Annotated in this window: 18 protein-coding genes; 6 read left to right on the top strand and 12 right to left on the bottom strand. The window is 59.4% G+C overall.

The window, feature by feature from the left end; translation table 11 throughout:
- Positions 1 to 747: an ATP-binding cassette domain-containing protein gene (locus tag PGH32_RS16480; RefSeq protein WP_172606574.1), complete on the bottom strand. Its 747-nt coding sequence runs from the start codon at positions 745 to 747 to the stop codon at positions 1 to 3.
- Between the two features lie 379 nt (positions 748 to 1,126).
- Positions 1,127 to 2,137 carry a LacI family DNA-binding transcriptional regulator gene (locus PGH32_RS16475; protein ID WP_314417334.1) on the bottom strand — a complete coding sequence of 337 codons (1,011 nt, stop codon included), beginning with the start codon at positions 2,135 to 2,137 and terminating at the stop codon, positions 1,127 to 1,129.
- A gap of 356 nt (positions 2,138 to 2,493) precedes the next feature.
- Here PGH32_RS16475 and PGH32_RS16470 point away from each other — a divergent pair, with 356 nt between their 5' ends.
- The gene (locus PGH32_RS16470) at positions 2,494 to 3,447 is read left to right on the top strand and encodes an ABC transporter substrate-binding protein (protein WP_314417336.1); all 954 of its coding nucleotides are present in this window, start codon (positions 2,494 to 2,496) and stop codon (positions 3,445 to 3,447) included.
- Positions 3,448 to 3,450: 3 nt separating this feature from the next.
- On the opposite strand, the gene PGH32_RS16465 is transcribed toward PGH32_RS16470, so the two are convergent.
- Entirely contained in the window at positions 3,451 to 4,320 is an 870-nt protein-coding gene (locus PGH32_RS16465) for a PfkB family carbohydrate kinase (protein WP_314417338.1), read from the bottom strand.
- Between the two features lie 27 nt (positions 4,321 to 4,347).
- Here PGH32_RS16465 and PGH32_RS16460 point away from each other — a divergent pair, with 27 nt between their 5' ends.
- From PGH32_RS16460 to PGH32_RS16445, 4 genes are all read left to right on the top strand, one after another.
- Positions 4,348 to 5,193, top strand: a complete 846-nt coding sequence (locus PGH32_RS16460) for a BtpA/SgcQ family protein (protein ID WP_123331958.1) — start codon at positions 4,348 to 4,350, stop codon at positions 5,191 to 5,193.
- On the top strand, positions 5,193 to 5,837 hold the full coding sequence (locus PGH32_RS16455) for a TenA family protein (RefSeq protein ID WP_337894590.1): 645 nt from the start codon (positions 5,193 to 5,195) through the stop codon (positions 5,835 to 5,837). The genes PGH32_RS16460 and PGH32_RS16455 overlap by 1 nt, the downstream gene beginning before the upstream one ends.
- Positions 5,838 to 6,371: 534 nt before the next feature.
- The gene (gene hisC, locus PGH32_RS16450; protein WP_337894589.1) at positions 6,372 to 7,499 is read left to right on the top strand and encodes a histidinol-phosphate transaminase; all 1,128 of its coding nucleotides are present in this window, start codon (positions 6,372 to 6,374) and stop codon (positions 7,497 to 7,499) included.
- A complete protein-coding gene (locus tag PGH32_RS16445) occupies positions 7,480 to 8,616 on the top strand; it encodes an alpha-hydroxy acid oxidase (protein WP_337894588.1) in 1,137 nt (378 codons plus the stop codon). Before hisC ends, PGH32_RS16445 begins: the two co-directional genes overlap by 20 nt.
- A 2-nt stretch (positions 8,617 to 8,618) precedes the next feature.
- Here the strand turns inward: PGH32_RS16445 and PGH32_RS16440 are convergent, their stop codons facing one another.
- The 9 genes from PGH32_RS16440 to uvrA form a co-directional block, all read right to left on the bottom strand.
- A complete protein-coding gene (locus PGH32_RS16440; RefSeq protein WP_443112794.1) occupies positions 8,619 to 9,368 on the bottom strand; it encodes an SDR family NAD(P)-dependent oxidoreductase in 750 nt (249 codons plus the stop codon).
- 5 nt (positions 9,369 to 9,373) lie between these two features.
- On the bottom strand, positions 9,374 to 10,339 hold the full coding sequence (locus PGH32_RS16435) for a zinc-dependent alcohol dehydrogenase (RefSeq protein WP_337894587.1): 966 nt from the start codon (positions 10,337 to 10,339) through the stop codon (positions 9,374 to 9,376).
- Between the two features lie 3 nt (positions 10,340 to 10,342).
- Entirely contained in the window at positions 10,343 to 11,635 is a 1,293-nt protein-coding gene (locus tag PGH32_RS16430) for a hypothetical protein (protein ID WP_337894586.1), read from the bottom strand.
- The gene (hisD, locus tag PGH32_RS16425) at positions 11,628 to 12,956 is read right to left on the bottom strand and encodes a histidinol dehydrogenase (protein ID WP_314417354.1); all 1,329 of its coding nucleotides are present in this window, start codon (positions 12,954 to 12,956) and stop codon (positions 11,628 to 11,630) included. Before hisD ends, PGH32_RS16430 begins: the two co-directional genes overlap by 8 nt.
- Before the next feature lie 18 nt (positions 12,957 to 12,974).
- On the bottom strand, positions 12,975 to 13,733 hold the full coding sequence (locus PGH32_RS16420; protein WP_314417356.1) for an ABC transporter ATP-binding protein: 759 nt from the start codon (positions 13,731 to 13,733) through the stop codon (positions 12,975 to 12,977).
- Positions 13,733 to 14,578, bottom strand: coding sequence for an ABC transporter permease (locus tag PGH32_RS16415; protein ID WP_337894585.1), 846 nt, complete (start codon positions 14,576 to 14,578; stop codon positions 13,733 to 13,735). Before PGH32_RS16415 ends, PGH32_RS16420 begins: the two co-directional genes overlap by 1 nt.
- A 56-nt stretch (positions 14,579 to 14,634) precedes the next feature.
- The gene (locus PGH32_RS16410) at positions 14,635 to 15,621 is read right to left on the bottom strand and encodes an ABC transporter substrate-binding protein (protein ID WP_337894584.1); all 987 of its coding nucleotides are present in this window, start codon (positions 15,619 to 15,621) and stop codon (positions 14,635 to 14,637) included.
- Between the two features lie 723 nt (positions 15,622 to 16,344).
- Positions 16,345 to 17,397 carry an NAD(P)-dependent alcohol dehydrogenase gene (locus PGH32_RS16405; protein ID WP_337894583.1) on the bottom strand — a complete coding sequence of 351 codons (1,053 nt, stop codon included), beginning with the start codon at positions 17,395 to 17,397 and terminating at the stop codon, positions 16,345 to 16,347.
- Positions 17,398 to 17,646: 249 nt separating this feature from the next.
- Positions 17,647 to 20,475: an excinuclease ABC subunit UvrA gene (gene uvrA / locus PGH32_RS16400; RefSeq protein ID WP_314417364.1), complete on the bottom strand. Its 2,829-nt coding sequence runs from the start codon at positions 20,473 to 20,475 to the stop codon at positions 17,647 to 17,649.
- Between the two features lie 294 nt (positions 20,476 to 20,769).
- Between uvrA and ssb1 the strand changes: the two genes are divergently transcribed.
- A complete protein-coding gene (ssb1, locus tag PGH32_RS16395) occupies positions 20,770 to 21,315 on the top strand; it encodes a single-stranded DNA-binding protein SSB1 (RefSeq protein ID WP_314417367.1) in 546 nt (181 codons plus the stop codon).
- The last annotated feature ends 125 nt before the right edge of the window (positions 21,316 to 21,440 follow it).

The raw sequence follows: 21,440 nt of genomic DNA, 5'->3' as shown, positions 1-21,440 counted from the left end.
TCAGTGTGCGGCGGCAGAGCGAGCGGTGAATTTTTCGCCCACAATCAGGTTAACGATATCGCTCAGATCGGTGTCAGCGACCCGGCGTTCAGCGACGTTGGTGCCTTCATACATCACCATGATCCGGTCACAGACCAGGAACAGGTCCTGCAGGCGGTGGGTAATCAGGATCACGCTTACCCCACGGGCGGAAACGCGGCGGATAAGCTCCAGCACCGCTTCCACTTCCGCCACGGCCAGCGCGGCGGTGGGTTCGTCCATAATCAGCACTTTTGGGTCGAACGCCGCCGCGCGGGCGATGGCGATGGCCTGGCGCTGACCGCCGGAAAGATTGCGCACCAGCAGGCGGGTATCGGGAATGGAAATCCCCAGCCCCTTCAGCATCTCGCGCGCATCGGCGTGCATTTTGGCTTCGTCCAGGAACGGGATACCGAGGATCGATTTCATCGGCTCGCGGCCCATAAACAGATTTCCGGCAACGTCGACCGTGTCGCACAGCGACAGATCCTGGTAGACCATTTCGATATGGCAGCGGCGTGAATCCGCCGGGTTAGTGAACTGGTGCGCTTCACCGTCAATGCGGATGGTGCCGCTGGTGGGGACCACCGCGCCGGAAAGCACTTTGGTCAGGGTGGATTTCCCTGCGCCGTTGTCACCCACCAGGCCAAGCACTTCACCCGGAGCCAGCTCCAGGTTCACGCCGCGTAGTGAGCGTATTGACCCGTAGGTCTTGGTGATATTGATCATCTCTACCCGTGGCGGGGTAGTCTGGGGCTGCTGCATCTGATAACTCCCATCGCTGGTGCCGGGAAAATGTTTGCCCTCCTGCGGAAAAGTCATCCATCCAACACGGTCTACATCTTGTAAACCGGTTTACCTGTGGAGTGGAGCTTTCACCTACGCAATCAGGTCAAACGCTATTTAAGATATTTGTTCGCCAGTTAGTCTTTGCAGCATCCGTGCCAGGGCAAAAATAACACAGCAGCCCGTGGGTTTAACTCGCTGTAACGCAACGAATTTTTTTAAGATTCGAAGGTAAACCGGTTTACTAATTATAACGAAGAGATTTTAAATTGAACGCTTTTTGCGCCAAAACTGGGCGCTTTTGCGCCATTTTGGGACGCGCTTAACAAATCCTGATGGAATCGCGACCGATCCATTCAACCGGCAGACGGGTTTCTGAGGGGATATCTTTTTCGTTGTTCAGCAGGCGCAGCATGATGCTCACCGCGGTGCGTCCCAGCTCCCGCGCGGGCTGGCGGATGGTGGAAATACGCGGCTGGGTGAAGTCGGCATAGTTGGCGTCGTCAAACCCGACCAGCGAAAGTGCGGCGGGAGCCTGGAGTCCGCTGGCGCGCAGCCCGTCCAGCAGGCCCAGCACCAGATAGTCACTGGCGGCAAACACGGCGGTAGGGCGCACGGGCTGGCTGAACAGGTGCCGCAGCGCCCGCTGGCCGAACTCGCGCTGATAGTCTCCGTACATCACCCATTCCGGCGGCCAGCTCAGTCCGGCCTGCTTCATCGCGGTGCAGAAGCCCTGATAGCGCTCGCGCACGCTCATCAGCGCATCGGGACCGCCAACGAAAGCGATATGGCGGTGCCCGGCGGCAATCAGTTTTTCGGTGGCGATGCGCCCGCCCTGGACGTTATCGGCAAACACCTTCGGCACTTTGCTGCCCGGAATATCCTCATCCAGCAGCACGATGCGCTGATGGCGCTGAATCTCTTTGCGCAGCAGGCCGTTATCCGGGCGGTTAGTGGTGAACAGCAGGCCGTCCACCTGGCAGGTATCCAGCCAGCGGATAAACTGACACTCTTTGTCCGGGTTATTGCGGGTGATGCACAGCACCAGGCTGTAGCCGCTGGCGGAGGCGGCCTCTTCGGCGGCGTCGGCCAGTTCGGCAAAGAAGGGGTTAGTGATATCGGGCAGCACCAGGCCGAGGGTTTCGCTGCCGCCTTTGCTCAGGCGGCGCGCCAGGCTGTTGCCGCGATAGTCCAGCTCGCGGATGGCGCTTTCAATGCGATCGATGGTGTCCTGCGGCAGTACGATATTGCGATTCATATAGCGCGATACGGTGGCTTTAGACAGCCCCGCCTGCTTTGCCACATCGGATAACAATACGCGTTTTACACTCATTTTCTGCGCCGTTTCTGCCAGAGAGGGCTATCTGTAACACAGTTACGCGCGCGCAATACAGCAATTTTTCTGGTGAATAAATTGTTAAATAAATGCTTGACAAAAATTGAGCAGCGGAGAATTGTATAAGCAGTTTACCGCATTACCCGGGTTCATTCCCAAACCCGCTTGAAACATTCCAGTCGTGCACCGAAACGGACCGGTTGCCGGAATGGGAGAAAGCAGGTCTTAGCTGAACGGCGTTTCGCTGTTTCAGTCTTACATCAGATATTTGCCCGCCAAAAAAATAATCCTTCTGCGTTTGCCCTGCGGCGCGGACACCTGCTGGCTATCACCTATTCCCGACGAGGATACTGATGATGTTATTAAACACCGGAAAACTGCGTTTTATTGCTCTGGCAACCGCCCTGATCGCATCGGGCAGTGTTATTTCTGTTGCCGGTGCCGCCACGCCCGACTATGCGCTGATTCAAATAAATCAGCAGGCATTGTTCTTTAACCAGATGAATAAAGGCGCGCAGGAAGCGGCAAAAGCCAGCGGCAAGGATGTAGTGATTTTCAACTCCAACGATAACCCGGTTGCCCAGAATGACGCGATTGAAAACTATATTCAGCAAGGTGTTAAAGGGATTATGGTCGCGGCCATCGACGTCAACGGTATTATGCCGGCGGTAAAAGAAGCGGCAGCCGCGAAAATACCGGTGATTGCCATTGATGCGGTATTACCGGCGGGGCCACAGGCGGCACAGGTCGGCGTGGATAATATCGAAGGCGGTAAGATCATTGGTAAATTCTTTGTGGATTACGTGCAGAAAGAGATGGGGGGCAAGGCGCGCGTGGGTATTGTGGGCGCGCTGAACTCGGCTATCCAGAACCAGCGCCAGAAGGGCTTCGAGGAGACGCTGAAAAGCAACCCGAAAATCACCGTAGCCAACATTGTTGACGGCCAGAACGTGCAGGATAAAGCGATGACCGCGGCGGAAAACCTGATCACCGGTAACCCGGACCTGACGGCGATCTATGCCACCGGCGAACCGGCCCTGCTGGGGGCCATTGCGGCCGTCGAAAACCAGGGGCGGCAGAAGGACATTAAAGTCTTCGGCTGGGATCTGACGGCGAAGGCAATCAGCGGCATTGACGGCGGCTATGTCACCGCCGTGCTGCAGCAGGATCCGAAGCAGATGGGCGTGGAAGCGCTCAACGCCCTGAACGCCATCACCTCAGGTAAGACCGTGTCGAAAACCATTCTGGTTCCGGCCACGGTGGTGACAAAAGCGAACGTAGACGGTTACCGTTCGCTGTTTAAATAAGGCTTACTCGCCGCCCGTGCTTAACAGGGCGGCGAGTTCCTGCTGGCTGGGAAACGCACTAAAGGTTCCCCGGCGGCTGACGGTGATGGCGGCGGCCCGGCTGGCGTGAGCCAGTGCTAACGGATCCGGCAGAACACCGCGCAGCAGCGCAGAGGCCAGCATGACGGCGAGGAAGGTATCGCCCGCACCGGTGGTATCCACGGCCGTTGCCGCAACCGCCGGGCAGAACCGGCGCTGGCCTTCGCTGACCAGCCAGGCACCGGCCGCACCCTCGGTAATGACTAAGGTCTTAACGCCATGGGGCTGGAGTTCCCCGGCCTCTGATTCATTGACCACCGCGATATCAATCAGCGGCCAGAGATGAGCAAAGTCGGGGTTAACCGGGGAAGGATTAAATACCGTGGTCAGGCCGCGCGCTTTGGCCAGCTGGAACAGAGCGCGCGTTTTTTCCAGGGAGAAATTCCCCTGTTGCAACAAAATATCGCCCGGAGCGGCATCGGCCAGATGGGGAATAATATCTTCCAGGCCAAAGGCATCCGCGCTTGCGGTCGTCGTAATAATGGCATTATCGCCATCGGCGCTGTTTAAAATAATTGAGGTATCGCTATGTTGGTTAAAATACGTAGTGGGTAATAACGTTAATTCTTCATTAATCATTTGCTGGCGGAGCCATATGCCGTTGCTGTCATTTCCCGTGGCGGCAATTAAATGTGTTTCTATTCCGCAGCGGGATAAAATAATCGCCTGGTTTGCACCTTTACCGCCAATATCTTGCGAGACTTTAACGCCATGAATCGAGGATCCCTTTTGCGGAATATCCGCAATGGACCATGTTTCATCGACGGTAATATTACCGGTGACATAAACACGCATAGTGTTTCCTTAAACAGGATGGATAAGATGGGTGCTATCTCAGCAGAAAAAACGAATGCAATACAAGCTATTTTTTCACGTAGTAAAGCGGTGATGGGTGTTATTCACTGTGACCCGTTCCCCGGCACGCCGAAATATCGTGGTAAATCAGTCAGGGATATTATTGAACGTGCTCTTCGTGATGCCGAAAATTATGTTGCAGGCGGCGTTCACGGTTTGATTGTAGAAAACCATGGCGATATTCCGTTTTCTAAACCTGAAGATATTGGCCACGAAACGTCGGCGCTGATGGCGGTGATTACCGAAAAGGTGCGCGAGCGTTTTGGCGTGCCGCTGGGAATTAGCGTGCTGGCCAACGCCGCGATCCCGGCGATGGCTACCGCGCTGGCGGGCGGTGCCGATTTTATTCGCGTCAACCAGTGGGCGAATGCGTATATCGCTAACGAAGGCTTTATCGAAGGTGCCGCGGCGAAGGCACTGCGCTATCGCAGCCAGCTGCGCGCCGAACAGATCCGCGTCTTTGCCGACAGCCACGTGAAGCACGGCAGCCACGCCATCGTCGCCGACCGCTCGATCCAGGAACTGACCCGTGACGTGGACTTCTTCGAGGCCGACGCGGTGATCGCCACCGGCCAGCGCACCGGCGACAGCGCCACGATGGAGGAAATCGACGAGATCCGCGCCGCTACCGGGCTGCCGCTGCTGGTGGGTTCCGGCGTGACGCCCGCCAACATTTGTCAGATCCTCGGCCGCACCCAGGGGGTGATTGTTGCCAGCACCATGAAGGTGGACGGCGTGTGGTGGAACGATGTGGACCTGGCCCGCGTTAAGCACTTTATGTCCGTTGCTCAGGCCGCGCTGGAGGAAGCGTGATGGAAGCGTTCAGCGAAAGGCTGCTGCGCGAACATCAGGATGCCTGGCGGGCGATGCAGCAGCACCGCTTTGTGCTGGATATCGAACACGATCGCCTGCCGGCGTCGGTGTTTAACCGCTATCTGGTGTTTGAAGGCAACTTCGTGGCCACGGCGATTGCGATATTCGCGCTTGGCGTCAGCAAGGCCCCGGATATCCGCCAGCAGCGCTGGCTGATTGGCGTGCTGAACGCGCTGGTGGATACGCAGATCGCCTGGTTTGAACGGGTGCTGGCGGAGCGTCAGGTCGATCCTGCCGACTATCCGGACGACCTGCCCGGGGTGCGGCGCTTCCGCGACGGCATGCTGCATACCGCACAGCAGGGCAGCTATGCGCAGATTATCACCCTGATGTTCGGCGCCGAGTGGATGTACTACCACTGGTGCCGTCGGGTGAGCGAGCAGAGCCAGCAGGATGCCGACGTCCGGCGCTGGGTGGAGATGCATGCGGAAGAAGAGTTCTACCAGCAGGCCTGCTGGCTGAAAGAAGAGCTGGACCGCTGCGCCCACGCGCTGAGCGAAGCGGAAAAACAGGCGCTGTCGACGCTGTACGGTGAGGTGCTGCAGTGGGAAATTGATTTCCATACCGCGGCCTACGTCGATTAATTAAGGGCTTACGCCTGGCTAATAGGCGGCTCGCGATGAGCCGCTTTCTTTCATGCAGGCTGATTGGCTGGCTCGTTGACCGAGCGATTGTTTTTAACCATTGGGCATATCAAGGTGTCATTTACCGTATCGTTCATGCCTGGCGATTAATGCCATCGCGCGGATACACACTACACCGTTGGGAAGCACTACTCATTCGATAATCTTTGTCCTGATGGGAACTCGGGTTGAATCGATAATCGCTCTTCCACGAGATAATCTGCGCACCATCACCCATCGCCATGCACTGAAACGGTGCCGCCTTAACCCGCGTTTCCCGCCAGATCCTTACCGCATATCCCCTCTGCGCCCACGTTGCTTTACGGACTGGTTTTTTTGCGCAGCTGGCATATGAATTGCAATTGTATATACAAGATTATACATCTACACTTTTCTGATAAATTAATCTCACTCATTGCTGTCGCGGCGGTGACCCGAACCGTGGCTTCCGGACGGCGGCAACGATCGATATTCCATTAACGGAGCGGAATTCAGATGTCTCAGACTCAAATAGAAAAGCTGGCAAGAAAAGCGGCCCTGCAGCTGGGCGTATATAACGCCGGGATGTCGGACGATGCGGTGCGTGAAACCTGGCAGGTTGACCGTATCACCCGGCTGGGCAGCAATGAAAATCCCCTCGGGGCCAGTCCGCTGGTGGCGGCGGCGCTGCGTGCCGATCTGGGCCACACCGGAATTTACTCTGATTCCGCCAGCCTGAAACTGCGCCATGCGCTGGCGGAACACACCGGGGCTGATGCGGAACGTATCGTGATCGGTAACGGCTCGGAAGAGCTGCTGAAGCTGCTCTGCCTGGCGTTTATCAATCCCGGCGAACGGGTGGTGACGCTGGAGCCGTCCTTCGGGCTGCATCAGATCTATCCGCAGATGATGGGCGCGGAGGTGGCGCTGGTGCCGGTGAATCAGCAGATGGAATTCGACCTGCCGGCCTGGCAGCAGGCGCTGAGCCAGCCGGCCAAAATGCTGATCCTCAGCAATCCCTCTAACCCGGTGGGCTGCATGCTGGGCCGCGAGGACTTCAGCCGGCTGGTCGCACAGGCACCGCAGGACTGCATCCTGGTGATTGATGAAGCCTACTATGAATACTGCCACCACCTCAGCGACTATCCAGACAGCCTGAGCGTGCTGAAAGCGCAGCCGCGGCCGTGGATTGTGCTGCGCACCTTCTCGAAGGCATGGGGGCTGGCCGGGCTGCGCGTGGGCTACGGTATCACCAGCGACGATGCGCTCGCCGGGGTGATCAATCGCGTGCGCACGCCGTTTAATATCAACCGCTCCGCGCAGGCGGCGGCGCTGGCCGCGTTGCAGGATCCGGATCACGTGGCGGCCAGTATGGCGTTGGTGACCGAACAGCGGGAACTGATGCGCCAGCAGCTGGCAGAGCTGGGCTATCTGGTCGCCCCCTCCGTAGCCAACTTCCTGTTCTTCCGCACGGGCGGGGACAGCCGCGATCTGGCAAAAAAACTGCTGGAGTACGGGATCATCGTGAAACCGTGGCGTGAAGCTGGTTATACTGACTGGGTGCGGGTTTCCGTCGGCAGTCCGGAAGATAATTCAACTTTTATCAATACCTTAAGGGGTATCTATGCTACTCAATGCGGCTGACCTGCGCCGTCAGGCCAGGCGGATGCTGCCCGCCTTCGCCTTTAGCTATGTGGACGGCGGAGCGGAAGACGAAACCACGCTGCAACACAATCTGGATGTTTTCCGCCGCTGGATGTTCGCCCCGGCGGTGCTGCAGGATGCGGCCAGCCGCGACACTGCAACGAGTGTGGGGCAAACCCGGCTGGCGGCACCGCTGCTGGTTGCGCCGACCGGCTATAACGGCATGCTGCGCAATCAGGCCGACCAGATGATCGCCCGCGCGGCGGCCGGGCAGGGGATTGGCTACATCCAGAGCACGGTGTCGACCGCCTCGATGGAGGAGATTGCCGCCGCATCCAACGGCGAACGCTGGTTCCAGCTTTACGTGCTGAAAGACCGCAACGTCACCCGCAACCTGCTGGAGCGCGCCCGGCAGGCGGGCTGCACGGCGCTGGTGGTCTCGGTGGACGCGGTGCATTTCGGTAACCGCGAGCGTGATAAGCGCCACTACCGGCGGCCGATGAAGCTCTCCCTGGGGGCGATGGCCGATGTTGCCGCCCATCCCGGCTGGGTGATGCGCACGCTGCTGCCGCAGGGGATGCCGGGCTTTGGCAACCTGAAACCCTATATCCCGGCAGAATACCAGCGGGGCGCGGGCGGGGCGGCCTACTTTGCCAGCCAGATGGACCCGGCGCTGAGCTGGGAAACCCTCGCCTGGGTTCGTGAAATCTGGCAGGGGCCGCTGTATATCAAAGGAATTATGACGGTTGACGATGCGCTGGCGGCGCAGCGGCTGGGGGCGGAAGGCATCGTGCTGTCGAACCACGGTGGCCGACAGCTGGACGGCACGCACAGCCCGATGCTGGCCCTGCCTGCGGTGCGGGCGGCGGTGGGGCCGGACTTCAGCGTGCTGATCGACAGCGGCTTCCGGCGCGGAACCGACGTGGTGAAAGCGCTGGCGCTGGGGGCCGATGCGGTACTGCTGGGTCGGCCGCTGCTGTATGCCGTCGCCGCCGGTGGCGAAGCGCTGGTGGCCAGCACCATCGCTACGATGAAGCAGGAAATTGACCGCACGCTGGCGCAGCTGGGCTGCCGTTCGGTCAACGAGCTGCACGCCGGACTGCTGCACCGCGTCTGAGCTTAAATCGCCGCCAGATAGCCGCCGTCAACGTAGAGGATCTGCCCGGTGATATAGCGGGCAGCCGGGGAGCAGAGGAATACCACCGCCCCGGCAAGATCCGCCAGCTCGCCGAAGCGGCCCAGCGGGATCTTCGCCTGCATGCTCTCCACCCAGGCCGCATCCTGATAAAAGGCCTGGGTCATCTCCGTTTCAAAATACCCCGGTGCGATGCCATTCACCCGGATCCCCAGCGGCGCCCACTCGGTGCTTAATGCCCGGGTCATGCCGGTCAGCCCCGATTTAGAGCTGCCGTAGGCCGCAGCGCCCGGCACGCCGACCGCGCTGGTCAGCGAACAGAGGTTAATAATGGTTCCGCCGTTGCCCCGGGTCATGCTGCGTGCCGCCGCCTGCGCGCAGAAAAACGCCCCTTTCAGGTTGGTGGCAATAATGGTGTCCCACAGCGCTTCGTCAGCATCCAGCGACGGGCAGATCTGCTCGGTCCCGGCGTTGTTAATCAGGATGTCGATATCACCGATCTCCCCCAGACAGCGCTGGATATCGGCGGTGCGGGTCACATCCAGCACCCGGCCCTCAACGCAAAAGCCCTGCGTCTGAAGTTCCGCTACGGCCCGGTCCACCGTGGACGAGGAGCGGCCGGTGAGGATCACGCTGGCCCCGGCCTGCGCCAGCGCGGTCGCCAGCGCCAGGCCGATCCCGCGCGTAGCCCCGGTCACCAGGGCGCGCCTGCCGCTTAGGGAAAAGCTGTTCATCACATTCATGGTATCACCACCGTCTTCAGGTAGGAGGATTTGCCCTGGATCAGCATTTCGTAGGCCTGCGGCACGTCGTCCAGCGACACAGGAGGCGCGATCAGCGTGCGCAGCCCGTCGGCCAGATCGGCCATCAGCCCCAGCGCGGCCTGCTGTTCGCTCTGAAACACGCTGCAGCCGGTCAGGGAGATTTCCCGCTCAACCAGCTGATTGAAGTCCAGCTCGCCGTCGTGGTGAAAAATCCCCACCAGCGCAATACGCCCGCCGGAGGTGATGCCGCCGACCAGCTGCTGCAGCACGCTGCCGATCCCGGTGGCCTCCACGGCGAAGTCATAGTCGCCGTCTTCATCCAGCGGGATCAGCGCGGCGATTCGCCCCCGGCGAGCTGCGTTCGGCTCGCTCAGCTGTACCCGGCAGCGGCGCGTATGGTGCAACAGCAGCGCCACCAGCCCGCCAATGGTGCCGCCGCCGGCAACGCGCACCCGGCTGCCCGGCGGCGGGTTCAGCTGATTAACCACCCGCAGCGCCACGCCGAGCGGTTCGCTGAGCACGGCAATATCATCTGCCACCTCGTCCGGCACCCGCAGCAGGCCGCTGACCGGCAGCACGACCTGCTCGGCGAAACCGCCGTCGCACACCTCACCGACAAAGCCCAGCGAGGTACAGAGATTGTGCGCACCGCGCAGGCAGGCGGGGCAGGTGCCGCACCAGACGCGGGAATCGGCCACCACGCGGGTTCCCGGCGGGAAGCCTGCAGTGGCTTCCGCCGCGTCGATCACCACGCCAAACAGCTCATGGCCCGGCGTGACCGGCAGGCCGGCCATCCATTTCCCGGTGCGATAGTTATGAATGTCGGAACCGCAGATCCCGGCCGCACGCACCTGAATGCGTACCTGACCGGCCGCCAGCACGGCGGGCGCTTTCGCTTCCACTCTGAGATCGCCGACGCCGTACAGCTGTACCGTTTTCATCGCTTATCCTTCCGTCAGCAGGCCGTCCAGCCAGCGGGAGAACTCATCATCGCCGCCGCTGCCCAGCATCACGGCCATCGCCAGGCCAATCGTCGAACTGACCGGATTATGCTGGCTGGCCGACCCGGCCCGCAGGCTCATCACCAGCGTCGGGCAGCAGAACAGCGCCAGGCGCATAATTTGCTGCCAGTTCGCGGGCAGCCAGCCTTTGGCCTTCAGCGCGGCCAGCAGCGGCTTCCAGTACAGCTCGCCTTTACTATCAAGGAACGCCTGACGCAGCGGCGTCAGCTGCCAGTTGTGCTCCACCTCCAGCGTATCGCCATCGCGCCGCACGCTGACCCGGTAGATATCCGCCGCCTGCGCCGGCTCATACAGCCAGCAGGGATGGGCAAAAATGTTGTGGAAGGTGGCTTTGATCTCGGCCAGCAGCGCCGGGATATGGCTGCCGGCGAAGGCCGGATCGAAGCTGACCAGCTGCGGTACGCCGTCCTCGGAATCAAACCATACGTTGGCATTGTGCGCATCGCCGTGCGCCACTACCACCCCGTGATGGGCCAGCGCGGCGGGCGCGAGGATCTGCCCGGCATCCAGGAACAGCTGGCGCAGCGTGTGCTGATAGCTCACGCCGTTGATGCGCCACCGCAGGTTGCTCAGGCTCTGCCACGGCAGCGTGACCTCACCCAGGGTGAAGTCCTGATTGACGTAAAAGCCGTCAACCCGCCCGCCCAGTCCGGCGGTGTGGCCCGGGGAAACCAGCCGGTTCCAGAACAGCTGGTGGATAGACTCGGCCTCCACCTGGCTGACCTGCGCCTGCTGCAGCGTCGGCAGCGTATGCGCGAGGATTTCCGCATCGGCGCGGCGCTGCGCATCGACCACCGGGGCCATTCCCTGCCAGTCGGCATTCGCTTCAATCTCGCGGCAGACGTCGGCCAGCCGCTTTTCATCGCGCAGGGTATACAGCAGGATCTGTCGCCCCGGCTCGCCGCAGGCGTAGATCGGCACATCCACGCGGAAGCCGTGCTCGCGCAGCAGCTCGGCGCGGTAGTACTCCTCAATAGTGTGCTCTTCGCCTTCTTCGTGGTGATACTTGAAGAACAGCGTGCGGCCATCGACCAGCGTCACGCGGCCGTTGAGCGAGTTCAGGCTGTACTGGTCGCGGTTAATGTTCAGGCCGGTCGCCCGCACGCCGGTAACTTCGGTAATCAGCTGGCTGAGCTTCTCGCTGGCCTGCTGCCAGTCACCCTGCTGCGTCAGGCGGCGTGCCTCTGCCGCTAAGGGCGCGCGCGGCTCAGTCATGATTCTCTCCTTTCAGCAGCCGGTCGCGCAGTTCTGAGACGGCCAGCGCATGGCCCGGGAAGCCCTCGTACTCGGCAAAGCGTTTGGCCTTGGTGGCCAGCTGCGGGTAGCCCGCGCGGGTAACGTAGCCCACGGAGATCCGCTTCATATAATCAAACACCGACAGCGGGCCGGCGGTTTTGGCGGCGCTGTTGGTTGGCAGAACGGCATTCGGACCCAGCACGAAGTTACCCAGGGTGATCGGCGTGTGTTCGCCCAGCAGGATCTCCCCGGCGTTGCGGATCTGCGTCATCACCGCCATCGGTTCCTCTGCCAGAATTTCCAGATGCTCTGGCGCATACTGATTGACGAACTCCACGGCGGTGGCGAAATCTTTGGTCAGCACCACGCCGCCGTGGGTACCGCCCAGCACGCTGCGCGAGAACCCGGCGCGCTTTTCACCGATGGTTTCCCAGTAGCCCGGCAGCGCGGCAATCGCCTCTTCCGCCACGCGGCGGCTGGAAGTGACCAGATACGCCGACGAGTCCGGGCCGTGCTCGGATTCGATCAACAGATCCAGCGCCGCCAGCGCACCGCTGACGGAGTCGTCGGCGAGGATCAGGCTTTCGCTCGGGCCTGCCGGAATACCCGGGTCGATCAGATGAGACAGCTGGCGCTTGGCGGCCACCACCCACGGGCTGCCCGGGCCGACAATCTTCAGGCATTTCGGCACCGACTGCGTGCCGTAAGCCACCGCCGCCACGCCCTGTGCGCCGCCGCACTTGTACACTTCCGTAATGCCGACCAGGCGTGCGGCGATCAGCGTGGCATCATCCACGCGACCATCTGGGCCAGGCGGGGTGATCACCACCGCGCGCGGTACCCCGGCCACCACGGCGGGTACGGTGGTCATAATCAGCACGCTGGGGAATGAACCCTTGCCGCGCGGCACGTAGCAGGCCACCGCATCAATCGGCACGTGGCGGTCCCCGGCGAAGGCGCCCGGGCGCATCTCTTTCCACCACATCTCTTCGGGCTTTTGCGCTTCGTGGAAGGCACGCACGTTCTCCACCGAGAAGCGAATCGCCTCAATCACCTCGGCATCGACGCGCGCAAAGGCCTCTTCGAACTCATGCTCTTCGGCACGCACCGAGAAGCTTTCCGGCTGCACGCCGTCAAACTCGCGGGCAAAACGGATCAGCGCGCTGTCGCCTTCCTCCTTCACCGCCGCAATAATCGGCTTCACCTTCTCAACGAAAAATGACAGGTCGGATTCAGTACGTTTGAAAAGGTCAGCGGGTAATTCAGTGGAAGCCGACAGGTCGTGGAATGTCACAGACATAGTGTTACCTTTTTTCAGTTAGCCAATCGCGTGTTGTTGAATGCGGCTCAGCACGTCGTGCTGCAGCTCGATGAATTCTGCGGTGCGGTTAATGCTTTCATGGCGCGGGCGCGGCAGGGTGACGTCGAAAGTGGAATCGATATGCCCCTGGCCCATTACCACGATACGGTCGGAAAGCCAGACCGCTTCCTCAATGTCGTGGGTGACAAACATCACTGTCAGGCGATGCTTTTCCCAAATCTCCACCAGCAGCTGCTGCATCTGGTGGCGGGTCATGGCATCCAGCGCGCCAAACGGCTCGTCCATCAGCAAAATTTTCGGCCGGTAGGACAGCGCCCGGGCAATCGCCACGCGCTGCTTCATACCGCCCGAAAGCTCCCCCGGCCAGCGATCGGCGGCGTTGCCGAGCTTGACCAGCTCCAGATGCTGCTGGGCGATATCGCGGCATTCGCTGGCCGGAGTGCCCGCCGCCTTGAGGGCAAACTCAATATTGCCGCGCGCGGTCAGCCACGGCAGCAAGGTGTAGGACTGAAACACCACGCCGCGATCCAGCCCCGGGCCTTCGATCGGCACGCCGTCGACCAGCACATCACCGCCGTCAAAATCTTCCAGCCCGGCGGCAATCGACAGCAGGGTGCTTTTACCGCAGCCGGACGTGCCGACGATCGACACGAACTCATTGTCATTCAGCGTCAGGTCAATGCCGTGCAGCACGCGGCGATAGCCCTTGCCGAGGGGAAAACTTTTTTCCAGCTTGTTTAGCGTTAGCGTCGCCATCAGGAACGTCTCCGGTTATAGCGGAACAGCACGCGCTCCAGGGCACGCATAATCTGGTCGGTGATCAGGCCCAGCAGGCCAAGCAGCAGGATGTAACCAATAATGGTATCGGTCTGGAAATAGCGCTGGGACACCACGATGCGGTAGCCGAGGCCCGAGGTGGACGCCACCAGTTCGGCCAGCACCAGCCACGTCCAGGCCCAGCCGATGCTGATGCGCAGCGCGTCCCAGATGGCGGGCAGGGCGGAGGGGATCACGATGCGCAGCAGGATCTTACGGTCCGACATGCCCAGCGTGCGGCCCAGGCCAATGAAATCAGGCGGAACGCGCTTCACGGCGTCGATCATCATCAGCACCTGCTGGAAGAAGGTACCAATCCAGATCACCAGGAATTTCTGAAAATCGTCGGTGCCGGTCCACAGGATGGTCAGCGGCACAAAGGCCACCACCGGCATATAGCGCACGAAATCGACCAGCGGTTCGACAATCGCCTTCGCCAGGCCATAGCAGCCCGCCAGCACGCCGATGACGATCGCCATCACCGATGAAATCGTAAAGGCGATGATAATGCGGTACAGGCTGCTCTCAATATCACTCTGCAGCGTGCCGTCTGCTGCCAGCGCGACCATCCGCTGCCAGACGCGTTCAATTCCCGGTAAGAAAATCGGTTTAATGGCGCCCATTGAGGTCGCCAGCCACCAGACAAAAATCAGCAGGGCAAATACGCCGATGGCGATGCTCAGGAACTGCGAGCGCGAAGGCGATTTCCCGATAGTGAGCAGATTGCTGCGCCTGCGCCGTTTTTTTGATTGTTGAGGTGTTTTTTGCTGCTCAACCACACTCATATTTCCTCCTGACATCTTTCTCCCCGCCGCATAACGGCGGGAAGAAAGAGGGATGGCTAGGGGTTATTAACGAAGCTGGCATCAATAGTCTGCTGCGGGGTCACCGGCTGGCTGACAATGCCGGCATCCGTCGCCGCTTTCAGCAGGTGAGGGAAGGTTTTTTCACTAAAATCATGGGATAACAGTTTTTTATTATCCGCCAGAGAGAAGTATTTCACGCCGTCAAAGGCGGTATGGAGATCTTCCGGCGAGGCACCCACCGCTTTGGAAATAATGGCGCGGGCTTCCGTGGTGTGGGCGTTGTAGTAATTCAGCGAGCTGTCCCACGTTTTAATCAGCGCTTTAATGGCTTCGGGATGATTTTTAATAAAATCATCGTGGACCACCAGCACATCGCTGATCAGGCCGGGATCGGACGAGCCGCTGTACAGCATCTTCAGGCTCGGATCGCCTTTCATCGCCACGGTCAGATACGGTTCATAGGTCACGGCGACCGGGACGCGCCCGGCGATAATGCTGCTGCCCGCCGAGGCCGCTGGCATGGGCACCGGTTTAATATCGGAGAACTTCAGCCCGGCGGAGGCCAGCGCGCTGCGCAGCAGAATATCGCTGGTGGTGCCTTCTTCATAGGCCACCTGCTTGCCCTTCAGGTCCTGCAGCGTCGCGATATCTTTGGTCACCAGCATCGCATCGGCGGTATTACTCTGGTCCAACACCATCACGATTTTAATCGGCAACCCGGCGGAGATCATTCCGATGGCGGTGTGGGTAGCGATATTCGCGGCATCGATCTGCCCGCTGGCCAGCGCGGCATTGATATCTTTATCTTCGGCAAAGTTAATCACCTCGACCTTTTTCAGCCCCTGTTTCTCAAACAGTTTCTGATCTGCCGCCACATGCCACTGACCGTAGCCCAGCCAGGGTTCAACGCCCATTTTGACGGTGTCCGCTTCCGCGGCAAAAGCAGGGGCAGCCACTGCGGATAACATCCCGGCACAGCACAGTGCGGCCAGCGAACGTTTCAATACACGGAGAGAATGCATAGCGGTTCCTTCTGTATTTCGTTTGGGAAAGAGCTGGTGATTGTCCAGCCATGTATATACAAGCATATGCAAGAGCAATGCCAGACAATAACTGCCTGTAAACGGGCGTTTAATTAATATTTTCGCACTTTGTTGGTGCATATTACCGGCGCAGCGCACCATGGAAAGGCAATTCATCGGATTTCATTCAAATAGAAAATATTTAATCAGGCAAAGGAAATAGCTGGAATTGTCTACCTGACTCACAATAAAGCGTAACTTGTTAAAATTACACAAATAGAGTCACCGGTATCATTGAGTATTTTGGTTTTTTTATCAATTAATTTATAGGGTTATATGTTGATGGTGGGGCGGGGGATTCGATTTTCAAGGTGAGTGGTCCGTCCATTGATTATGTTGTCGATTGTCCTTTATAGCCGTTTAATACTATTAACCTGGCGTATTAAGCGCGATCAATCTCTTTTTAATTCTATATTGTCGATAATATTCACTTTTCCCGTCTTAAATTACGGCGCGAAGGCCATTGTGAGAAAACCGTATAAATATCAACAGTGACGGGCGGAAATAACGTTGTAGCGATTACGTGCAGTAAAGATGGGGAGTTACAGGAGCATTGAACGACGTCCGATCCGTGTTAAATGCCAGTGCGAAGCGACAGAAAAGGAGCTGCAGGGGCAGGATGTCGCTCCGGCCGGACAAGTTGGCCGACCGGAGCAATGGGCGTTACGCCCGCAGCGTATCGATATCAATCACGAAGCGATACTTCACGTCGCTTTTCAGCATCCGCTCGTAGGCCTCGTTAATCTGATTAATATTGATTAGCTCAATATCGGAGGTGATGTTGTGTTTACCGCAGAAATCCAGCATCTCCTGGGTTTCTTTAATGCCGCCAATCAGCGAACCGGCAATGCTGCGGCGTTTAAAGATCAGGTTAAACACCTGCGGTGAAGGGTGGTCGTGTTCCGGTGCGCCAACCAGCGTCATGGTGCCGTCGCGGCGCAGCAGGGTGATAAACGGGTTCAGATCGTGCTGTGCGGCCACGGTGTTCAGGATAAAGTCGAAGCTGTTGGCATGCGCCGCCATCTGGTCGGCATCCTTCGAGATCACCACTTCATCCGCGCCCAGGCGCTTACCGTCTTCGATTTTTGACGGCGAAGTGGTAAACAGCACGACGTGCGCGCCCATCGCATGGGCAATTTTCACGCCCATATGACCCAGGCCACCCAGGCCGACGATGCCGACTTTCTTACCCGGACCCACGCCCCAGTGGTTGAGCGGCGAGAAGGTGGTGATACCGGCGCAGAGCAGCGGCGCGGCGGCGGCAGGATCGAGGTTTTCCGGCACGCGCAGCACGAAGTCTTCATGCACAACCACCTGAGTGGCGTAGCCACCGTAGGTAATGTCGCCGCTGATGCGATCCTGACCGTTATAGGTGCCAACGAAGCCCTCTTCGCAGTACTGCTCCAGGTCTTCTTTACAGCTGTCGCAGGTGCGACAGGAGTCGACCATGCAGCCAACCCCAACCAGCTCGCCTACCTTGTATTTATGGCCGTGCGCGCCGACGGCGGTCACGCGTCCCACGATTTCGTGGCCCGGCACCACCGGGAAAATGGTGTTACGCCATTCATTGCGTGCCTGGTGCAGGTCCGAGTGGCATACGCCACAGTACAGCACTTCAATTTGCACATCATGTTCCCGCAGTTCACGCGGCTGGAACTCGAACGGAGCCAGTCTGGATTTTGCGTCCTGGGCGGCATAAGCATGCGTAATGTTCATTGGTGTCTCCGGTAAATGATGGGATAGCGCGAGGCCATTACGGCGGGAGGACGGCGATGACACAGGCTGCCTTCCTCCACGAATGTTGAGGGTAAAGCATAGTCCTGAAAGCATGACGAAGGGATGTCTAAACGTCGCTAAATCTTGCCTGTTTCTGCAAGATTTAGCGCTGAATGTCGGAAAAATAACGATAAAACGGATGAAAGCTGCGGAGGGCAAAGAGGGGCAACACGATGTTGCCCCCTCCGTTTATTTCGCCAGCAGCGGCTTCAGGAAGCGCGCGGTGTGGGACTTCTCGCACTCGGCAACGGTTTCCGGCGTACCGGATACCAGGATCTCGCCGCCGCCGCTGCCGCCCTCCGGCCCCAGGTCAACGATCCAGTCCGCGGTTTTGATCACGTCAAGATTGTGCTCAATCACCACGATGGTGTTGCCCTGGTCGCGCAGCTGATGCAGCACTTCCAGCAGCTGCTGGATATCGGCAAAGTGCAGACCGGTGGTCGGCTCATCCAGGATATACAGCGTCTGGCCGGTACCGCGCTTGGACAGCTCGCGCGCCAGCTTAACGCGCTGCGCTTCGCCGCCGGAGAGCGTGGTCGCCGACTGGCCGAGGCGAATATAGGACAGGCCCACGTCGATCAGCGTTTGCAGCTTGCGCGCCAGCGCCGGAACGGCATCGAAGAACTCACGCGCTTCTTCAATGGTCATCTCCAGCACTTCGTGGATGCTCTTGCCTTTGTACTTCACTTCCAGCGTCTCGCGGTTATAGCGCTTGCCCTTACACTGGTCGCACGGCACGTAGATATCCGGCAGGAAGTGCATCTCCACCTTCAGCACGCCGTCGCCCTGGCAGGCTTCGCAGCGCCCGCCGCGGACGTTAAAGCTGAAGCGGCCCGGCGTGTAGCCGCGGGTGCGCGACTCCGGCACGCCGGCAAACAGCTCACGTACCGGGGTGAAAATCCCGGTATAGGTAGCCGGGTTAGAGCGCGGCGTGCGGCCAATCGGGCTCTGATCGATATCGATCACCTTGTCGAAATGCTCCATGCCGCTGACTTCGCGGTACGGGGCCGGTTCGGCAATAGTGGCACCGTTCAGCTGACGCTGGGCGATAGGGAACAGCGTATCGTTAATCAGCGTGGATTTACCGGAGCCGGAAACCCCGGTAATGCAGGTGAACAGCCCGACCGGCAGGGTCAGCGTCACGTCCTTCAGGTTGTTGCCGCTGGCCCCGGTCAGCTTCAGCACCTTCTCCGGATCGCCCTTGACCCGCTCGGCGGGAATGGCAATCCCGCGCTTGCCGCTGAGGAACTGGCCGGTGAGGGATTCCTCAACCGCCATGATGTCGTCCACGGTGCCTTCCGCGACGATCTGCCCGCCGTGAACGCCCGCGCCCGGACCGATATCGATCACGTGATCGGCGGCGCGGATCGCGTCTTCATCATGCTCCACCACGATCACCGTGTTGCCGAGATTACGCAGGTGGACCAGCGTTTCCAGCAGGCGCTCGTTGTCGCGCTGATGCAGGCCGATAGAGGGTTCATCCAGCACGTACATCACGCCAACCAGCCCGGCACCGATCTGGCTGGCGAGGCGGATACGCTGCGCCTCGCCGCCGGAGAGCGTTTCCGCCGAACGGGACATGGAAAGGTAGTTCAGACCAACGTTAACGAGGAAGCGCAGGCGATCGCCAATCTCTTTCAGCACCTTCTCGGCGATTTTCGCGCGCTGGCCGCTGAGCTTCATATTTTCGAAGAAGGTCATCGCGTGGCCGATGCTCATATCCGAGATGGTCGGCAGCGTGGTGTTCTCAACAAAAACGTGGCGCGCTTCGCGACGCAGGCGCGTGCCGCTGCAGCTGGCGCAGGCGCGGTTGCTGATAAACTTCGCCAGCTCCTCACGCACGGCGGAGGATTCCGTCTCTTTGTAGCGGCGCTCCATATTATGCAGCACGCCTTCAAACGGATGCCGGCGCACCGAGGTATCACCGCGATCGTTAACGTATTTGAATTCGATATTCTCTTTGCCGGAGCCGTAAAGAATGACCTTGCGGTCGTACTCTTTCAGCGAGCTGAACGGCGCTTCAATGTCGAAGCCGAGGTGATCGGCCAGCGAGCGCAGCATCTGGAAGTAGTAGAAGTTACGACGATCCCAGCCGCGAATGGCCCCACCGGCCAGCGACAGATCGGGGTTCTGCACCACGCGATCCGGATCGAAATACTGCTGCACGCCCAGCCCGTCGCAGGTCGGGCAGGCACCGGCGGGGTTGTTAAAGGAGAACAGGCGCGGTTCCAGCTCGCTCATGCTGTAACCGCAGACAGGACAGGCGAAGTTGGCTGAGAACAGCAGCTCTTCGGCCTTCGGATCGTCCATATCGGCCACCACGGCGGTGCCGCCGGACAGCTCCAGCGCGGTTTCAAACGACTCCGCCAGGCGCTGGGCCAGATCTTCACGCACCTTAAAGCGATCGACGACCACTTCAATGGTGTGCTTCTTCTGCAGCTCCAGCTTCGGTGGATCGGAAAGATCGCAGACTTCGCCGTCGATGCGGGCGCGGATATACCCCTGACTGGCGAGGTTTTCCAACGTCTTGGTGTGCTCGCCCTTACGCTCTTTGATAATCGGCGCCAGCAGCATCAGGCGGCGGCCTTCCGGCTCCGCCAGCACGTTGTCCACCATCTGGCTGACGGTCTGCGCGGCCAGCGTCACATCGTGATCCGGGCAGCGCGGCTCGCCGACGCGGGCAAACAGCAGGCGCAGGTAGTCGTGAATTTCAGTAATGGTCCCGACGGTGGAACGCGGGTTGTGCGAGGTGGACTTCTGCTCAATTGAGATCGCCGGTGACAGCCCCTCAATATGGTCAACGTCCGGCTTTTCCATCAGCGAAAGAAACTGACGCGCATAGGCGGAGAGCGACTCCACGTAGCGGCGCTGGCCCTCGGCATACAGCGTATCGAACGCCAGCGAGGACTTACCGGAACCTGACAGGCCGGTGACGACGATCAGTTTATCGCGCGGAATGATCAGGTTAATATTTTTCAGATTGTGGGTGCGGGCACCCCGTACTTCGATCTTATCCATTCACAATTCCCGGATTAGCACATACCTCACCATGCCTGCCCGGCATGGCCAGAAAAGAAACACGTCATTATGGCACAAAAAAACCTGAATGGATAACCAGTGTTTTGGCGTCAGGTGCCATCTGCGGCGATCCGCTTTCTGCTGTGGTTTCCCTCTTCGATCGTTATGCGTTGTATTAAAAAAGAGTTTTGGATCCGCCTCGAAAACGCGGATCTCTGCACGTGTCATTAGGAGGTGTGCGTGTTAGAATTTTGCGCTTAGACTTAGTCAGACACATTTATCGGAGACAGCAACATGGCCAGCAGAGGCGTAAACAAAGTTATTTTAGTTGGGAATCTGGGGCAAGATCCGGAAGTCCGCTACATGCCAAATGGCGGTGCCGTTGCCAACATTACTCTGGCTACGTCCGAAAGCTGGCGTGACAAGCAGACCGGTGAAACCAAAGAGAAGACCGAGTGGCACCGCGTTGTGCTGTTCGGCAAGCTGGCGGAAGTGGCCGGTGAATACCTGCGTAAGGGTTCCCAGGTGTATATCGAAGGTGCACTGCAGACCCGCAAATGGACCGACCAGGCCGGCGTAGAAAAATACACCACCGAAGTTGTGGTTAACGTGGGCGGCACCATGCAGATGCTGGGCGGCCGTGCACAGGGCGGCGGCGCACCGGCAGGCGGCGGCCAGGGCCAGAACAACAACAACGGCTGGGGCCAGCCACAGCAGCCACAGGGCGGCAACCAGTTCAGCGGTGGCGCGCAGTCTCGCCCGCAGCAGCAGCCACAGCAGAACAGCGCACCGGCGAACAACGAACCGCCAATGGACTTTGATGACGATATTCCGTTCTAAGTTTCAAAGAACGCAAGTTATGTCCATGAAACCCTGCTTCGGCAGGGTTTTTTTATTCCAGCCACAGGCCTGGCTCAACCTTAAAACGCTTGTTATCTGCACAATTTATGATTAGGTTAGCTTTA

Origin of the sequence: Erwinia sp. SLM-02, assembly GCF_037450285.1 — a bacterium.
In the GTDB taxonomy this organism is placed as follows: Bacteria; Pseudomonadota; Gammaproteobacteria; order Enterobacterales; family Enterobacteriaceae; genus Erwinia.
The sequence above is the reverse complement of the archived record's forward strand: the minus strand, read 5'-3'. Positions and strand labels throughout refer to the sequence as shown.

Coding starts and splice junctions, on each gene's coding strand:
- PGH32_RS16470 (WP_314417336.1), top strand. CDS start 2,494: ATGATGTTATTAAACACCGGAAAACTGCGTTTTATTGCTCTGGCAACC.
- ssb1 (WP_314417367.1), top strand. CDS start 20,770: ATGGCCAGCAGAGGCGTAAACAAAGTTATTTTAGTTGGGAATCTGGGG.
- hisD (WP_314417354.1), bottom strand. CDS start 12,956: ATGTCTGTGACATTCCACGACCTGTCGGCTTCCACTGAATTACCCGCT.
- PGH32_RS16480 (WP_172606574.1), bottom strand. CDS start 747: ATGATCAATATCACCAAGACCTACGGGTCAATACGCTCACTACGCGGC.
- PGH32_RS16420 (WP_314417356.1), bottom strand. CDS start 13,733: ATGGCGACGCTAACGCTAAACAAGCTGGAAAAAAGTTTTCCCCTCGGC.
- PGH32_RS16460 (WP_123331958.1), top strand. CDS start 4,348: ATGGGTGCTATCTCAGCAGAAAAAACGAATGCAATACAAGCTATTTTT.
- PGH32_RS16415 (WP_337894585.1), bottom strand. CDS start 14,578: ATGAGTGTGGTTGAGCAGCAAAAAACACCTCAACAATCAAAAAAACGG.
- PGH32_RS16435 (WP_337894587.1), bottom strand. CDS start 10,339: ATGAAAACGGTACAGCTGTACGGCGTCGGCGATCTCAGAGTGGAAGCG.
- PGH32_RS16445 (WP_337894588.1), top strand. CDS start 7,480: ATGCTACTCAATGCGGCTGACCTGCGCCGTCAGGCCAGGCGGATGCTG.
- PGH32_RS16465 (WP_314417338.1), bottom strand. CDS start 4,320: ATGCGTGTTTATGTCACCGGTAATATTACCGTCGATGAAACATGGTCC.
- PGH32_RS16475 (WP_314417334.1), bottom strand. CDS start 2,137: ATGAGTGTAAAACGCGTATTGTTATCCGATGTGGCAAAGCAGGCGGGG.
- uvrA (WP_314417364.1), bottom strand. CDS start 20,475: ATGGATAAGATCGAAGTACGGGGTGCCCGCACCCACAATCTGAAAAAT.
- hisC (WP_337894589.1), top strand. CDS start 6,372: ATGTCTCAGACTCAAATAGAAAAGCTGGCAAGAAAAGCGGCCCTGCAG.
- PGH32_RS16440 (WP_443112794.1), bottom strand. CDS start 9,368: ATGAACAGCTTTTCCCTAAGCGGCAGGCGCGCCCTGGTGACCGGGGCT.
- PGH32_RS16455 (WP_337894590.1), top strand. CDS start 5,193: ATGGAAGCGTTCAGCGAAAGGCTGCTGCGCGAACATCAGGATGCCTGG.
- PGH32_RS16430 (WP_337894586.1), bottom strand. CDS start 11,635: ATGACTGAGCCGCGCGCGCCCTTAGCGGCAGAGGCACGCCGCCTGACG.
- PGH32_RS16410 (WP_337894584.1), bottom strand. CDS start 15,621: ATGCATTCTCTCCGTGTATTGAAACGTTCGCTGGCCGCACTGTGCTGT.
- PGH32_RS16405 (WP_337894583.1), bottom strand. CDS start 17,397: ATGAACATTACGCATGCTTATGCCGCCCAGGACGCAAAATCCAGACTG.